Source organism: Mucilaginibacter xinganensis, assembly GCF_002257585.1.
Classification (GTDB): Bacteria; Bacteroidota; Bacteroidia; order Sphingobacteriales; family Sphingobacteriaceae; genus Mucilaginibacter; species Mucilaginibacter xinganensis.
Genome location: NZ_CP022743.1, coordinates 4,084,405 through 4,100,309, shown reverse-complemented (window position 1 = coordinate 4,100,309; position 15,905 = coordinate 4,084,405). Strand labels below are relative to the sequence as shown.

Here is a 15,905-nt window from a genome sequence, read left to right as displayed (position 1 = left end):
AATGAGACAAGCAATGAACTTTAAATATATATACACGCTGCTTACCTTAATTACAGTTTTATACTTTGTTCCTGCAAACGCGCAAACAAAGCATAAAACCAAAAAGCCGGCGCAAAAGGTTGCGGCAAAAAAGCCGGCAGCAAAACCTGCGGAAAAAAAGCCGGCTAAAACAAAAGTAGCTCCGCAAAAAAACAATGCTAAAAGTTTAGGTGATGCAGCTACCAGGATTGATACGTTAAAAAAAGGTGGTAATGATGGTTTACAGGGTAACCTGTCTGAAGAGATCGTAGTTACCACTGCATATAAACCGGTATTGGCTGATGCGGTGAAAATCAGGCGTAACCCTGACCTGGAAGATAAAACGCCATTTAAAGCCCCATTGGTTTATGTTCCCGTTGATAAAAGATTGGAGCTTAACACCAGTATAAAACAGCTGGATGCTATGAAAAGGCCTGCCGAGCAAGATTCTTTACCCACCAATAACTATGTAAAAGCCGGGCTGGGCAGTTTAAAAACAACTTATGGCGAGGCGTATTTTGCCAATGGCCGTGACGAAGCATTGCAGGTAGGTGGTTACCTGAAACACTTTGCCCAAAACGGGACCATGTACAAACAAAACTCGGCTAAAGAAGAGGTTGGTGTATTTGGTAAAAGTGTTGGCGACGAAAATAACATTAGCGGAAGGATCACTTATAATTACAACAGCAACTATTTTTATGGCTTTGATAAGTACAATGCCCCCGCTGTTTTACAGGTAGATAAACAACATTTCAGCACCATAGGTGCCGAGGGTGAACTTGCCAAAAACTATAAGGATGTTGAAAATGATTTCACCTATGCAGTGAAGTTAAAAGGATATGCATTCAGCGATGCTTACCAGGCCAGGGAAAACAACCTGGTGCTATCGGGCTTTTTTAATCAAACTATCAACCAGTTTTATACCGGCTTAGCGGCGTCGCTTGACCTGAGCACACAGAAGGATAGCTTATACGATCACAACAATAGCTTGATAAGGCTTAACCCTTACATTAAATTCCAGGGAGATAATTATAAAATTGATGCGGGTGTAAACATTGTTGACCAGTTTGGTTACAAATCTGCTTTCTATATTTTCCCGGCCGCCAGGGCCGAGTTACAGGTGATCCCTAAATATGTTCGTATTTTTGTGGAAGCCAAAGGCGATGTAAATAAATCATCTATTCATGATTTTGCAATGCTTAATCCCTACCTGGGGCAAAATATCGATCTCACCAATTCAATAGATCAGCTTGATATTGCTGCCGGTGTAAAAGGCACGATAGCACCGGGGCTTGGATTTAAGGCTACCATATACCGTAATGAAATTAAAAATATGCCGCTATTTGTGAGCGACTTTAATTTTGCGACCGGCTACAACAGGTTTAAAGTGATATATGACGGCGGTCGTTCACGTGTGAGCGGGCTCACCGGCGAACTGGACTATAAGGTTTCGGATGATGTTGATATTTTTGGCAGAATTGAATTTAAAGACTACCAGATGGCAACCGTTAGCGAGCCCTGGAACCTTCCAAAATTTTTGTTTAAAGGTGGTACCGTTTTTAACATAAATAACAAGATAACGGTGTCAGGAACGCTGCTGATCCGCGGTTCAATAACGGATCCATACCAGTTTCCCGCTACTGCAACAACAACTGCCAATGCTAACATCAACTCGTTTGCTGATTTGAGCGGCGCTGTTGATTATAAGGCTACCAATAGGTTTTCGGTATTCATTCATGTAAATAATATATTGAATGCCAGCGGCCAACGCTATTTATTTTATCCTGATTATGGATTTAATATATTTGGCGGTGTAGGGTATAGTTTTTAAGATTTGCCTGTCCGGCACACCGGGTTTTGATATTTTATAATAAAGCGTACTTTTAGCGAAATGAATTTAGCCGATTATTTAAGAGAATTATTGGGGCAGTACGAGGAAGTAAGCGTACCCGGCCTCGGCTATTTTGTGCGCGAACGGGTGAGCGGATATTATGACGACAACGAAGCCAGGTTTTACCCTCCTTATCATAAGGTGAAGTTTGTGCCCGAGCCTAAAGAGGATGATACTTTTGCGCAATATGTTGCAGATAAAAAAAATATTTCGCTGGCATCTTCCAAATACTTTACAGAGAAATTTGTTGGTAAACTTCGTGAGCAGGCTTCAACAGGCAAGTACCTTTTTGCCGATCTTGGCCTGTTTTATGCCGACCAGGATCAGCTTATTTTTAAAGCTAACGACAGAATAGCCGATGACCCGGAGTTCTACGGCTATCCGATTGTTAACATTTACAAGTTAAGCCCATCAGCAAGCCAGCAGCCCGCAAAGCCAGCTGTCACAGAAGCTTCACCGGCGCCGGTGTTTATTTCAAAACCTGTGGCTGCCCAACCGCACGAACACGACAGTTATTTTGAAGATGAACCTGTACAAAAGAAAAGGAAAAATATCTGGCTGATTCTTTTAATTGCATTAACAGTTATAGTACTTGCCGTTTTTGGTATTTACAAATTTTACCCGGAAGCATTTGATAAACTAGGCGCTACTTACCAGCGGATGACCGGTAAGGCAGATACCGTTGTGCCGGTTTACAGGCACGAAGAGAATACTGACTCTATTAAGAAAGCACAGCCTGTACCCGTTAAAAAAGATACAGATATAAAAAAAGCACCAGTTGTAACTTCGCCGCCGGTAGTTGCATCAACAAATAACGCTGCAAAAACTGACACGGTTGTACATGTACGTTACGAAATAGTTGTGGGCAGCATAAAGCGGAAACGGATTGGAGCTGCTAACGCGGAAGTAAAACGTTTAAAGGACAAGGGCCTTGACGCCAAAATATTAACAGACGCACCCGGTCCGCTGTTAAAAATATCTGTGGGTACTTTTGCAACACAAGATGATGCGGACACCAAAATGGCTGAACTAAAAAAAGCAGCAAAAATCGATCAAAAATCATACATAATACCAATAAATTTTTAAGATGACATTACTATTTATACAGGCTACCGACACTGCAAATAAGCTTATAGACACCGCCAAACAGGCGGGCCAACAACTGGCAGCCCTGCCCCAGCAAGAATTGCGTTTTGGCGATTTGCTGATAAAAGGCGGTTGGGTAATGGTCCCGATAGGTATTTTGGCGGTTCTGGGCCTGGTGATATTTTTTGAAAGATATTTTACCATTCGTAAAGCCTCCAAAAACGAATCGAACCTGATGATGCAGGTACGTTCAAGCATTATTTCAGGAAACCTTGAGTCGGCTGTGGCCATTTGCCGCAACAGCAATACGCCATTGGGCAGGATGCTGCAAAAAGGCCTTTTAAGAATTGGCCGCCCCATTAAGGATATTGAAGGCGCAATTGAAAACATCGGCAAGCTGGAAGTATCAAAACTGGAAAAGAATATTGGTATTTTGGGTATAGTTGCAGGTATTGCACCCATGTTTGGTTTCCTGGGAACCATTGCCGGGGTTATCAAAATTTTTTATGATATCTCAAAGACGGATAACATCAGTATGGGCGTTATATCCGGTGGATTATATGTTAAAATGGTTACCTCGGCAGCCGGTTTATTTGTAGGTATTGTGGCTTATGTGTGTTATCATATTTTAAATATGATGGTTGATAAAGTGATACTGAAGCTTGAAACCGATGCCATTGAATTTATTGACCTGTTAGAAGAACCGAGCAAATGAATTTAAGAAAAAAACAAAGAGGGGTATCGGCCGAGGTGCATACATCGGCAATGAATGACATTATGTTTTTCCTGCTCCTTTTTTTCCTGATCGCATCAACGGTGACCAATCCGAACGTGGTAAAGTTACTACTGCCTAAATCATCATCGGGCCAGTCGGTTTCTAAAAAAACCATTAATGTATCCATCAGTAAAGATCTTCAATATACCGTTGATAAAAAGGTTGTTGCTGTTGCTGACCTGCCAACCGTTTTAGCCGGCTACAAAAAAATGGCTACAGAACTTACTATAGTTTTGTATGTTGACAAAACTGTGGCTATACAGGATGTGGTGGCGGTAATGGATGTATCGCAAAAATTAAATATTAAAATGGTTTTGGCAACAGAACCGAAATAAGAAGTTTTAAGCGGGTAGCTAGTAGTTGGCAGTTAAACATATTGCTGCCAAATAATAACTGCAAACTGCGAACCAAAACTGCTAACTGAACATGTACCAGGAAGAAGAAAATAATTATCCCAAAGCATTTTTAGCAACGGGCGTTATACTTGCCGTTGTAATTGCATTGTGCTATTTTATTGTTTTCATAAATCCGCCGGTTCAGCAGGATGGTACCGGTGGCATACTGGTAAACTATGGTACGGTTGACGAAGGTATGGGTACCAATCAATCAAGCACCGAAGAGCCATCCGTTGCGGAAAAGGCAAATAAAACTCAGCCAACAAAGGTAAATACAGCCCCGCCTACCGAACAAAAAACGCAGGAGGATAACAGCGACAAAAAAGTAGTAACCCAGGGCGCAGAAGATGCGCCTACAGTGGCTGTTAATTCAAAAAAGCAAAGTCAAACGGTAGCTACCCAGCCGGTTAAACCGGCAGCTAAAGCAGTTGTGAACCAAAACGCGCTATATAAAGGGGCTACCAATAAAGGCGCAGGCGAGGGCGATGGCACTGCGGCAACCCCCGGTAACCAGGGGAGCAAAAATGGATCGACCCTGAGTGATAATTATGGGAAAGGTGGATCGGGCAATGGTTTAAATATGCCTAACTGGAGCTTTGTGAGCGCACCCGACCCCCAAAATATTCACCGGATTCCGGGTGTGGTTGTGGTTGATTTCGTAGTTGATCAAAACGGCAACGTCATTTCGGCAACCTCAAACAGAGCCAAAACCCGTGCAGACCTGAGTTTAATAGAAGCCTGTATCAATTCAATAAAAAATACAAAATTTACGGCATCCACTCCAGCATCGGGCACCCAAAAAGGGCAATATACTTTCAGGTTTAAGGTGGATTGAGAATTAGTCCGTTGACGATAGTCAATAGAAAATGGTTTTTTATGAAGATTGAATTAAATTTGCCGATGTCTTGGGACTATCGACCATGGACAACTATCCAACCATGAACTACGCGGAAACCATTCAATATCTTTATAGTCAACTACCTCTTTTTACCCGCGATGGCGCATCAGCCTATAAAGCGGACCTAACCAATACCATTGCGTTATTGAATAACCTAGACAATCCGCAGCACAAGTTTAAATGTGTGCATGTTGGCGGTACAAATGGCAAAGGATCAACATCGCACATGCTGGCAGCGATATTACAGATCGCAGGTTATAAAACCGGGCTATATACTTCACCCCATTTAAAAGATTTCAGGGAACGTATCCGCATAAACGGGCAAATGATCAGCGAGCAACAGGTTATTGATTTTGTTGCGACCCAGCAGCACCATTTCAACGAAATTCGCCCCTCTTTTTTTGAAATGACGGTTGCCCTGGCATTTGATGTTTTTGCTAAAGAGCAGGTTGATGTCGCCGTTATTGAAGTTGGCCTTGGCGGTAGGCTGGACTCAACCAATGTGATAACCCCGCTGCTTTCTGTGATCACCAACATAGGATGGGACCACATGAATATTTTGGGCGATACGCTTCAGCTGATAGCAGCCGAAAAAGCAGGGATTATTAAGCAGGGAATCCCGGTAATTGTTGGTGAGTACCAGGAGGAGGTTGCCGACGTGTTTATATCCAAAGCCAAAGCTTGCAAATCAAAAATTACTTTTGCTTCGGAGGTGATGACGTCGAAAATAAGCGGTCAGCCATCTGGAGCTATAGATCAGGGGGTAGAAGGTAATGCGAATGAGTTTTTAAATATAGAACTTAAAAGCAATCAACTAACTGCTAATCGCCAGCAGCTAATTTCTAATATCCAACTCGACTTAACAGGCACCTACCAGCTTAAAAATATAAAAGCAGTACTATGCGCTGTTGATGAACTGCACACACAGGGCTTTATAATTACTGATGAGCACATAAAAACTGCGTTGTGGCAGGTAAAAACCTTAACAGGCTTACACGGCCGCTGGGAAGTTTTAAGCACCAACCCACTAACTATTTGCGATACCGGCCACAACCCGGAGGGCATGCAGGAAGTGCTGCAAAATATTGCAGGTGTAACATATAACAAGCTGCATTTTGTTTTAGGTGTGGTAAATGATAAAGATATCAGCAAAATTTTAACCATACTCCCAACAAATGCCCTTTACTATTTTTGCAGGCCCGATATTCCGCGTGGCCTTGATGAAAAAAGCTTATGGCTTAAAGCTGAAGGATTTGGTTTGCATGGCGACACCTACCCATCGGTAAAAGCAGCACTAGCAGCGGCACGGCAAAATGCCGGCCATGGCGACCTGGTTTTTGCAGGCGGGAGCACTTTTGTTGTGGCAGAGGTGGTCTGACCTATCCCTTCCGCAAATCGCGGGATAAGCCATGAAAAAAATAATTTACTTCGGTTATTTATTTAAAAGTCTATTTTTACTTTAGTTAAAACCAACTCAACCAAATTTATGACTTACGTACCTGCAGAAAACCGATACGAAAAAATGCAATACCGCCGCTGCGGAAAAAGCGGCATCAAGCTTCCGGCGGTTTCACTGGGTCTGTGGCACAATTTCGGGCATGTAGATGTTACCGAAACCTACCGCAAAATATTACACCTCGCTTTTGATAGCGGCATCACCCATTTCGATCTCGCCAATAATTACGGCCCTCCTCCGGGGTCAGCAGAAGAAAACTTCGGTCGCATTTTGAAAGAAGATTTTCGCGGCTACCGCGACGAAATGATCATCAGCAGCAAAGCAGGCTATACCATGTGGGATGGCCCCTATGGCGACTGGGGATCGAAAAAGTACCTTGTATCCAGCCTTGATCAAAGCTTACAGCGAATGGGGCTGGAATATGTTGATATATTTTACCATCACCGCCCGGACCCGGAAACACCGCTTGAAGAAACGATGGGTGCACTTGATTTAATAGTAAGGCAGGGAAAAGCACTGTATGCAGGCATTTCTAACTACCCGGCCAGGGAAGCTGATGAAGCAATTGCCATTTTAAAACGGCTGGGCACGCCATGCCTCATCCATCAGCCCAAATACTCCATGTTTGAACGTTGGGTTGAAGGGGGATTACTTGATGTTTTAGAAAAAGATGGTGTGGGCTGCATCCCGTTTTCGCCGCTGGCACAGGGGTTATTAACCAATAAATACCTGCACGGCATCCCGGCAGATTCAAGGGCGGCCAAATCAACAGGTTTTTTACAGGAAAGCCAGGTAACCGAAGAACGTATAAGCCAGATAACGCGACTGAATGAGATAGCCCTGCAACGCGGACAAACATTGGCGCAAATGGCATTAGCCTGGTTGCTAAAAGATCATAGGATAACCTCTGTACTTATAGGTGCAAGCAGGGCTGAGCAATTAGCTGATTCATTAAAATGCCTCGACAATATTGAATTTTCGAAAGAAGAATTGGCAAAAATTGAAGAAATATTAAACTAAGATTTAAGGATAAAAACAGTGGGCGTTAGTAGAAGCATCAATTAAAAGTTTCTAACCCGACTGTTTCGTTGCTCTCTATAAAAAATATGTCAGAAGTAAACTGGGGAATAATAGGTTGCGGCAATGTAACGGAAAAAAAAAGCGGCCCGGCATTTAGCAAAATTGCAAATAGTAAGCTCATAGCGGTAATGCGACGCGATGCGGAAAAAGCTGCTGACTACGCCCTGCGCCACGGCGTTGGCACCTGGTACAGTGATGCTGATAAACTGCTGGACGACCCCAATATTAATGCTGTTTATATTGCTACCCCACCGGCATCGCACATGCCGTATGCCATAGCTGCCCTTAAAAAAGGTTTCAACGTTTATGTAGAAAAGCCCGTTACGCGTAACGCAGCTGAAGCCCGAATGATTGCTGAAGCGGTTAAACAGCATCCGAATCAAAAGCTAACCGTGGCCCATTACCGCCGGGGTGTACCAATGTTTTTAAAAGTGAAACAATTACTTGAAAGTGGGCTTGTTGGCGAGATCCGTACCGTACAAATCAGGATGTGGCAAAGCCGGAAAGCTGAGACGGCAGCCGATGTAGCCGATAACTGGCGCGTTCATCCCGAACTATCGGGCGGTGGCTATTTTCATGACCTTGCGCCGCACCAGCTTGACCTGATGCTGTTCTTTTTTGGGGAGCCTGAAAAATACCAGGGATTCTCTTTAAACCAGGCCGGCGATACCCCTGCGGACGATAATGTTAGCGGGCAAATATTATTTAAAAACAAAGTGGTGGTTAATGGCTCCTGGTGCTTTAATGTTGCTCAAAACCAAAGAATAGACTCATGTGAGATTGTTGGTACCAAAGGGAAAATAACTTTCCCTTTCTTTGGTAACTTCATCAGCTGGAAAACCGATGAGGACGAACAAACGCTAACTTTCATTCATCCTGAACATATCCAACAACCCATGATAACCAAGATTGTAGCCTATTTTAACGATGAGGGGCCAAACCCATGTTCAATAGATGAAGCAATAACATTGATGGATATTATGGATGCGTTTACTAAAAATAAATAATGAAACCGTTTAATCCTGCCTTATCCGCCTGTACCAAATGGTGCCGAAAAATCATCAGGGGCGCTGTTTACAGGCAAAGCTAATTTATTATCACGAACCAACTTATGATAACAAGTCCATTGGCGAATTTAATAAAGCAATTGACGCTTATATCTCATCGATACTTAAGCGGAATTTTGAAATTAAAAAGGACTTGTTGACCTTTCAGATCGGCATGAAATAATAGGAACGCGGGACAGGTACATTAACGCCCCGTCCCAAGTAAACCATTATTTACTGAAAGTCCTTCACTTCATTCAGAACGGCAAAGGCGCGTTCTACCATAAAAATAGTGGTACTAACCAAATCGGCGAAATGTAATATGGATCGTAATAAGGCTGGTAATATTCTACAGTTTCTTCTTCAACAACGGTAGTAGTGCCGCCACTGTTATTTGAGTTGTTATTATTTTGTTTCTGCTCTTCCTCCATCAGCCTGATCATCAGCTCCGATCCCTGGTTTATCATGTCAACCATCGCATCTTCGCCAACTTCATCGGGCTTTATGGCGGTGTTGCAAATCTCCTCTATCTCATTCCATGCGCTATCTGACATCAGGTTGTTTTGCCAGCCGCTCACGTTGGTATCAAACCGGTTTTCGTTAATGAACGACATAAAGACAATCTCAGCGGGATCAACTTTTTTAAACAGGGCCACTGCAATGCGCAGGTCGTCAAAACGTTCGTCATTTGTGTAGTCAAACCAGGCGTCATCCGTATCAAAATCAAAATACCTGTCAAAAGCAAACTCTCCTTTTTCGAGATCAACAAACGAGAAAACGTCATAAACTTTCAGGTATTCGGTATAGCGCTTCATAAAGGTGTCAAATATGCCGCGGCCTTTTGAGCTCACCTGGTAGATTGAATCCCGGGAGATTACATACCCTTTTGCAACCATTTCGGCAAACAAAGGTTGCAGCACACTATCATCGCCATAAGCGTTGCTGCTAAACTGGTGGGTGCCGTTTATCATTTCATTTAAAACAATGATGGCTTTAAATGTCTTTTTATTATCGCTTGATAAAGAAGTGTTTTTTCTGAGTTGAATAGTCATGTCTATAGTTTAGAAGGATCACAATGATCCTGTGACTTTAAAAAAGCATTAAATTAATTACCTCCTGCGGCCAAATCCGCCGCGGCTGCGGCCAAAGCCCGACCTGCTGCTGGAACTCCGGCTGCCAAAACCGCCGCTTCTTACGGGGCTTGAGCTGCGGCTGCCGAATGAACGTTGGGATCTTACAGGCTGGCTCAAACTGCTTCTATTACTGGCTCTTGATGACATAGCAGGCGAAGTAGTAGGCCTGAAAGTAGTATAAGTGCGTGTACGGGTGTAATATGAAGGATAATACCCGTAATGATACATCGGCATATAATAACTATGCGGGCGCATCAGGTAGCTTAACAATAAAAAATCGGTGAAGGTGAATGACGAGTGATAGTAATTGTTATAACCCACATAATTGGGGTTACCCTGTATGTTCAAATCGGCTGTGCTGTTATTGGCCGCGGGGGTAACATTAATGCTTGCCACGGTTACGGATTCGCTGTTACTCACATCGTCAATTACTTTCAGCTTGTTATTATCACCTTCCTGCACCTTTAGGTAATCAATGTTTCCATCTTTATCCAGGTCCAGGTTGTTGATTTGGTTAGCAGGGTTATTTATTGCTTTTTCAAGCGTCTGCGGGTCAGTGCTGGTTTTTACAAACTGGGCAAGTTTATTTACATCAAAGCCTGCCGTAGTATTACTCTCAATGGTAACATTGTTTTGCTGCGGTTGATTTTGATTACAGGCAGATGCAAGTAATACTAAACCGGTTAGTGCTATGAATATTTTTTTCATAATGTTTTGATGATATGTTATATGCCGGTTATCGCAGTTAGTTTTGGCGCCGGCCTGCTGTTTTGTTTTTATTTATGTTGTTTAGATACCGGTGTTGGCACTGATGTTACAAACAAATTTAAGAATTATTGAAGGAAAGTCAGTAAAGTCCGAAAAGTCCGAAAGTTAGCGTGTTCAATATTTTAAAATCAACCATGGTTTTACTATAATTGTTGCCCGGTAATACCAGCCCGGTAATTATAAACTATAAATTATTAAAATTGAGAAAGATATACCTGGCTATCCTATTGTTTTCCTGCTGTTTTTCGGGCATGGCCCAGCAGTCCGGAACAACAGCTGTAACCCGTACCATATTTGCATACGGCGGCAATTATAACAAGCAGTTTATGCGGTACGTTATTGCTTTAACCAAAAAGAAGGATCCCAAAATTTGCTTCCTGCCGACAGCCACCGGCGATAACGCCAACTATATTATAGCCTGGTATGCCGCCTGTGAAGAATTGCCGATGCGGCCTTATGTTCAACGGGTTTATGTAGCATCCTATACGGATAAAAAGACTTTTGAAGAAAACCTGCTGAGCATGGATGCTATAGTGGTTGGCGGGGGCAACACCCTTAATATGATGGCGATATGGAAAGCCCAGGGAATTGATACCGTATTACGAAAGGCCTACAACAAAGGGATAGTTCTTGCAGGCGGCAGCGCCGGCTCGTTATGCTGGTTCCAGGGCGGCACTACAGATTCACGGCCTAAGGATCTTTCTATTGTGCAGGGTTTAGGTTTTATCCAAACCAGCCATTGCCCGCATTACCACAGCGAACCGCTTCGTAAGCCCCTTTATTTCGAAAATATTTTAAAAGGCAGGTTAAGCCCCGGCTATGCTATTGATGACCTTGCAGGGATAGTATTTGAAAATGAAAAATATGTAAGATCAGTAGCCGTTGATGAAAAGAGCAATACTTATTTTGTTTCTGTAATTGATGGGAAAGTTGATGAAAAATTGCTAACTGTGAGGGAGATTTTGAAGTAGAGGTTAGCGGACCAGTGATCAAAGATTAGTAAGGAAAAGCGATAGTAAACGGAGGTTGGCAGTGGTTTTTACTTGTCATCTAATGCTGCTGATCCTAATATCCTGCCGATAGATTGAAATTCTTAGTTTTCAATTCTTCCAAATCCCTAAAATCCATTAATCCCGGTTATCTTTGCAACAGACTATGAAATACCTGCGCTGGCTTTTGTTGCCTTTTTCGTTAATCTATGGGTTGGTTGTTATTATACGGAACTGGCTTTATGATGCCGGGCTGTTTAAAAGCTACCGGTTCACCAAGCCGGTAATATCTGTGGGCAACCTTGAAGTTGGCGGCGCAGGCAAAAGCCCCATGACGGAGTACCTCATTCGCCTGCTGAAATCAGATTATAAGCTGGCCACATTGAGCAGAGGGTACGGAAGGGAAACAAAGGGATATATCGTAGCTGATAGGGAAAACCGGGAATCAGGGTTCAACAATCAAGGACCTGCTACTACTAAGGCTCCACTCTCCAGGCAAATAGGAGATGAACCCGCCCAGTTTAAACAGAAATTCCCGGATATAACAGTTGCTGTTTGCGAGGCAAGGGTAGAAGGATTAAAGCAGTTGCTGCCCAATCACGATATAATATTAATGGACGATGCTTACCAGCACCGGGCCGTTGAGCCGGGGTTAAGCTTTTTGCTGTTTGATTATAACCGGGTTAATGCGCCGCACTTTTTATTGCCGGCGGGCAACATGCGCGAGCCCATGAGCGGGCGGTGGCGCGCACAGGTGATCATTGTATCCAAATGCCCGGCATCACTAACCGACGCTGAAAAAACGGATATCGCGCACAAAATTGAACCTTTGCCTTACCAGCAATTATTTTTTACATCAATTGCCTACCAGGGCCTGCAAACGTTAAGCGGAAAGCAGTCGGCTTTAACTATAGACAATGATACCACTGTGTTTTTATTAACAGGGATAGCTAATGCACAGCCGCTGCTGCAATACCTAAGCAACAGCACACCGCATATAATTCATCACAATTATCCCGACCACCACCCGTTTACCTTAAAAAATATCGCTAAACTTGTGGCTGAGTTTGCTGCCCATCCGGCACAAAAAAAAATAATTGTTACAACAGAAAAGGATGCGCAGCGTTTAGATGAATCCTGGTTAAACCAGGTACGGTCAACTGATGGGCAGCTCCCGGTTTTTGTGATCCCGATAAAGGTGGAATTTTTAAACGGTACAGGCCCGCAGTTTGACAAAATTGTTATTGAATATGTTAGAGAACATACAGAAAACCACAGCATACATTAAAAGCCGCATTGGCGATTTTGAGCCTGAAGTAGGCATTATATTGGGAACGGGCCTTGGCGCACTGGTGAACGAAATTGAAGTTGAAAAACAGCTGATGTACTCCAATATTCCTGATTTTCCAATTTCGACACTTGAATTCCATTCAGGTAAGTTAATCTTCGGTACGCTAAATGGGGTAAAGGTGGTGGCTATGCAGGGCCGTTTGCATTATTATGAAGGCTACAGCATGCAGCAAATTACCTTCCCGGTGCGGGTGATGAAAATGCTGGGCATTAAGACACTTTTTGTTTCAAATGCCAGCGGTTCACTTAATCCTGATTTTAAAAAGGGCGACCTGATGGTAATTGCCGACCACATTAATTTACAGCCGCATAACCCGCTTACCGGGCGTAACGAAGAGGAGCTTGGCCCGCGTTTTCCGGATATGAGCGAACCCTATAAACGCGACCTGATTGACAAAGCACTAACTATTGCAAAGGCAAACAATATTAGGTGCCACAAGGGAGTTTATGTTGGGGTTACGGGCCCTAACCTGGAAACAAAGGCGGAGTACAAATACCTGAGGATAATAGGAGGGGACGTGGTAGGGATGAGTACCGTTCCTGAGGTAATTGTCGCACGGCACATGGGGCTTACCGTTTTTGCCATTTCAGTGTTAACGGACGAAGGTTTTTCAGAACAATTACAGCCTGTAGCGCTTGAAGAAATACTGGCGGTGGCACATGAAGCTGAACCAAAAATGACATTGATACTTAAAGAGTTGATAGCCGGTTTTTAATGCTATATAAATTAAAATATATTCTTTTGCTGTTGATCTGTGTTTGTACGCAGGCTGCCTTTGCGCAAATTCAACGCGGTAATGATAACTATCCACGGCAGTCACAGCAGCGCATCAACCTGCGCGATACCGGGAGAACATCAGGCAAAAAACTTACGGACGACCAGATGCTTGATTCATTACGGAAAAAGCAGGACAGGAAGAAAGACAGCGTTGTTTTTAATTCGAAATTTATCAGGGTAACAAACGAAAGGTTATTGAGAGATAGCACTGTACTGTTACCGCTGGATACCGGGATTTATAACTTTGAAAACTACAGCCCGCTTTTACAACCCCGCAGCCCTAAAATAAGCCTTGGCAATACGGGTTTACCTGCCCGCAGCCTGTTGTTTGAGCCATCGCGCACCATTGGGTTTGAGCCGGGCCTGCATGAGCTTGATCCATATATGCTAAAGCCCGAAAATATAAATTACTACCGCGCCCGTGTAGCCTATACACAGCTATACCTGGTAGGCTATACTGGGGTTAAAGAACAGATCTTTAAAATAACCCATGCACAAAATGTTAACCCGCAGCTCAACTTTGGCTTTAATCTAAATTTCATAGGCTCAAGGGGATATTACAGCAATTCGGGGGTTTTATCACAAAACGTAAGTGATGTTAACGCCGCCGTTTTTACCTGGTACGAGTCGAAAAGTAAGCGGTATAACCTGCTCACCAACCTTATTTATAACAATGTAAAAGCGCCCGTTACCGGGTCTATCCTAAACGATTCTATTTTCGTTACAGGTTCGCTTTCCAAGCCCTCGGAACAAGTGCGCCTGCCCGCATCTTATGAAAACTGGAAGGGCGGCTCTTTTTACCTGAAACAATCTTACTACCTGGGGCATATTGACAGTGCAAGCAACGGAACTGGAAAAGCAACTATATTGCCTACGCAGCGCCTGTCATACACATTGAAATACGAGGCAACAAAATATGAATACCTCCAAAATGGTTATGATACTTACAACGTGTTTCCCGATTATTACTATAGCGCAAACAGATCGCGCGATTCACTTTCGGTAACGCACCTGCAAAACGATTTTTCGTATAGCTTTTACCTGCGAAGTAAATCTGAAAAAGCCGTCAAAAATGAATTGAAGCTTGATGTTGGGCTTACACAGGATATTTACACCTATGGGCAATTTGTGAGTGACACCACCCTTGATCAATACGGCAGCAGGGTTGTGCGGCCGCTGAAGGTACAGCATAACTCGTTTCAGGATTTAACGGTGAAGGGCAGAATAAGCTATAAATTGAGCGATAGGGCCGCGCTGGAAGGCAATGTTCAACAAATAGTGCAGGGACGCGATTTTGGCGATTTCCTGTACGATGCGAAACTTACCCTTGCGGGAAATGATAAGGCCGGAAAGATAATTTTAGGCGGTTACACCCAAAGCAGTACGCCACCGCTGGTTTACACCAGCTGGAACTCCAACCACTTTATTTTTAACAACAAGTTCAGCAACCAAAAAACCAACAGCGTATCTTTTAACTATGTTAACATGCCGCTAAAGCTTGATTTGAAAGCGGAATACTTTTTAATAACAGATTACCTGTATTTTACCGCGCAGGACAACGGGATTGATGCCCATCCGGCGCAGATCAACGGTTCAATAAACATGATCAAACTAAGCGTTGGTAAAAGCATTGCCTGGCGCAGGTGGCATTTTGATGATTACTTTGTTTATCAAAAAACAGATTACCAGAGCACATTGCGTACCCCGCAGTTTTATAACTATGCCAGCGTTTATTATAAAGCATTGCTGTTTAATGTGCTTTACTCAAACATAGGCATGGATGTTCGGTACAACAGTTCATACGTAGCGCCTTCATACGCACCCGGTTTAGGCCAATTTTATAACGGGGCTAATGTGAGTTTCTCATCATACCCGGTGGCAACTATATTTATAAAAGCAACGCTGCAGCGTACTAATCTTTTTATAATGTATGATTATGCCAACCAGGGCCTTTTCAGCAAGGGTTACTATACAGTAAACCGTTACCCCCAACAGGATGCAGCACTTAAAATAGGTATCTCATGGGCGTTTTATAATTAGCGATTAGCTAATTATAGGTTAGAGATTAGTTAATCGACAATGTAGGCATGTTAAAACTAACAAACTACCGATGCATATTTGGTGTTAGGTTGCAAGGATATCAGACAATATCCTGAGACAATTTCTACTAAGGTTGCACAGCGCAAATCAGAAGTTTGAAATACCGCACCCTGGATTTTCTAATTCCGAATCTCTGACCTCT

Annotated in this window: 14 protein-coding genes; 12 read left to right on the top strand and 2 right to left on the bottom strand. The window is 43.2% G+C overall.

All coding sequences use genetic code 11. The annotated features are described in order from the left end of the window. The first annotated feature begins 1 nt into the window (after window position 1). The 8 genes from MuYL_RS17990 to MuYL_RS17955 all read left to right on the top strand — a co-directional run bounded on the left by MuYL_RS17990 (window position 2) and on the right by MuYL_RS17955 (window position 8,606). Window positions 2-1,849 carry a porin family protein gene (locus MuYL_RS17990; protein WP_211710183.1) on the top strand — a complete coding sequence of 616 codons (1,848 nt, stop codon included), beginning with the start codon at window positions 2-4 and terminating at the stop codon, window positions 1,847-1,849. Between the two features lie 60 nt (window positions 1,850-1,909). After that, entirely contained in the window at window positions 1,910-2,995 is a 1,086-nt protein-coding gene (locus tag MuYL_RS17985; RefSeq protein WP_094571872.1) for an HU domain-containing protein, read from the top strand. A 1-nt stretch (window position 2,996) separates the two neighbouring features. After that, on the top strand, window positions 2,997-3,710 hold the full coding sequence (locus MuYL_RS17980) for a MotA/TolQ/ExbB proton channel family protein (RefSeq protein ID WP_094571871.1): 714 nt from the start codon (window positions 2,997-2,999) through the stop codon (window positions 3,708-3,710). Then, window positions 3,707-4,105, top strand: coding sequence for an ExbD/TolR family protein (locus MuYL_RS17975; RefSeq protein WP_094571870.1), 399 nt, complete (start codon window positions 3,707-3,709; stop codon window positions 4,103-4,105). The genes MuYL_RS17980 and MuYL_RS17975 overlap by 4 nt, the downstream gene beginning before the upstream one ends. Window positions 4,106-4,196: 91 nt before the next feature. Continuing rightward, complete coding sequence (locus MuYL_RS17970) at window positions 4,197-5,000, top strand: TonB family protein (protein ID WP_094571869.1); 804 nt, start codon at window positions 4,197-4,199, stop codon at window positions 4,998-5,000. Between the two features lie 85 nt (window positions 5,001-5,085). Further along, complete coding sequence (locus MuYL_RS17965) at window positions 5,086-6,441, top strand: bifunctional folylpolyglutamate synthase/dihydrofolate synthase (protein WP_245845610.1); 1,356 nt, start codon at window positions 5,086-5,088, stop codon at window positions 6,439-6,441. A gap of 108 nt (window positions 6,442-6,549) precedes the next feature. Continuing rightward, window positions 6,550-7,539, top strand: coding sequence for an L-glyceraldehyde 3-phosphate reductase (gene mgrA / locus MuYL_RS17960; RefSeq protein ID WP_094571868.1), 990 nt, complete (start codon window positions 6,550-6,552; stop codon window positions 7,537-7,539). 86 nt (window positions 7,540-7,625) lie between these two features. Beyond that, window positions 7,626-8,606 carry a Gfo/Idh/MocA family protein gene (locus MuYL_RS17955; RefSeq protein ID WP_094571867.1) on the top strand — a complete coding sequence of 327 codons (981 nt, stop codon included), beginning with the start codon at window positions 7,626-7,628 and terminating at the stop codon, window positions 8,604-8,606. 317 nt (window positions 8,607-8,923) lie between these two features. Here the strand turns inward: MuYL_RS17955 and MuYL_RS17945 are convergent, their stop codons facing one another. Beyond that, window positions 8,924-9,697 carry a hypothetical protein gene (locus MuYL_RS17945; RefSeq protein ID WP_094571865.1) on the bottom strand — a complete coding sequence of 258 codons (774 nt, stop codon included), beginning with the start codon at window positions 9,695-9,697 and terminating at the stop codon, window positions 8,924-8,926. A gap of 57 nt (window positions 9,698-9,754) precedes the next feature. Next, the gene (locus tag MuYL_RS17940) at window positions 9,755-10,486 is read right to left on the bottom strand and encodes a hypothetical protein (protein WP_094571864.1); all 732 of its coding nucleotides are present in this window, start codon (window positions 10,484-10,486) and stop codon (window positions 9,755-9,757) included. Between the two features lie 260 nt (window positions 10,487-10,746). Here MuYL_RS17940 and MuYL_RS17935 point away from each other — a divergent pair, with 260 nt between their 5' ends. From MuYL_RS17935 to MuYL_RS17920, 4 genes are all read left to right on the top strand, one after another. Further along, entirely contained in the window at window positions 10,747-11,517 is a 771-nt protein-coding gene (locus MuYL_RS17935) for a Type 1 glutamine amidotransferase-like domain-containing protein (RefSeq protein WP_211710182.1), read from the top strand. A gap of 184 nt (window positions 11,518-11,701) precedes the next feature. Beyond that, the gene (gene lpxK / locus MuYL_RS17930) at window positions 11,702-12,823 is read left to right on the top strand and encodes a tetraacyldisaccharide 4'-kinase (protein WP_094571863.1); all 1,122 of its coding nucleotides are present in this window, start codon (window positions 11,702-11,704) and stop codon (window positions 12,821-12,823) included. Further along, window positions 12,786-13,601: a purine-nucleoside phosphorylase gene (locus tag MuYL_RS17925; RefSeq protein ID WP_094571862.1), complete on the top strand. Its 816-nt coding sequence runs from the start codon at window positions 12,786-12,788 to the stop codon at window positions 13,599-13,601. Before lpxK ends, MuYL_RS17925 begins: the two co-directional genes overlap by 38 nt. Next, window positions 13,601-15,703, top strand: coding sequence for a putative porin (locus tag MuYL_RS17920; RefSeq protein ID WP_094571861.1), 2,103 nt, complete (start codon window positions 13,601-13,603; stop codon window positions 15,701-15,703). Before MuYL_RS17925 ends, MuYL_RS17920 begins: the two co-directional genes overlap by 1 nt. Window positions 15,704-15,905 lie beyond the last annotated feature (202 nt).

Coding starts and splice junctions, on each gene's coding strand:
- MuYL_RS17990 (WP_211710183.1), top strand. CDS start 2: ATGAGACAAGCAATGAACTTTAAATATATATACACGCTGCTTACCTTA.
- MuYL_RS17985 (WP_094571872.1), top strand. CDS start 1,910: ATGAATTTAGCCGATTATTTAAGAGAATTATTGGGGCAGTACGAGGAA.
- MuYL_RS17980 (WP_094571871.1), top strand. CDS start 2,997: ATGACATTACTATTTATACAGGCTACCGACACTGCAAATAAGCTTATA.
- MuYL_RS17975 (WP_094571870.1), top strand. CDS start 3,707: ATGAATTTAAGAAAAAAACAAAGAGGGGTATCGGCCGAGGTGCATACA.
- MuYL_RS17970 (WP_094571869.1), top strand. CDS start 4,197: ATGTACCAGGAAGAAGAAAATAATTATCCCAAAGCATTTTTAGCAACG.
- MuYL_RS17965 (WP_245845610.1), top strand. CDS start 5,086: ATGGACAACTATCCAACCATGAACTACGCGGAAACCATTCAATATCTT.
- mgrA (WP_094571868.1), top strand. CDS start 6,550: ATGACTTACGTACCTGCAGAAAACCGATACGAAAAAATGCAATACCGC.
- MuYL_RS17955 (WP_094571867.1), top strand. CDS start 7,626: ATGTCAGAAGTAAACTGGGGAATAATAGGTTGCGGCAATGTAACGGAA.
- MuYL_RS17945 (WP_094571865.1), bottom strand. CDS start 9,697: ATGACTATTCAACTCAGAAAAAACACTTCTTTATCAAGCGATAATAAA.
- MuYL_RS17940 (WP_094571864.1), bottom strand. CDS start 10,486: ATGAAAAAAATATTCATAGCACTAACCGGTTTAGTATTACTTGCATCT.
- lpxK (WP_094571863.1), top strand. CDS start 11,702: ATGAAATACCTGCGCTGGCTTTTGTTGCCTTTTTCGTTAATCTATGGG.
- MuYL_RS17925 (WP_094571862.1), top strand. CDS start 12,786: ATGTTAGAGAACATACAGAAAACCACAGCATACATTAAAAGCCGCATT.
- MuYL_RS17920 (WP_094571861.1), top strand. CDS start 13,601: ATGCTATATAAATTAAAATATATTCTTTTGCTGTTGATCTGTGTTTGT.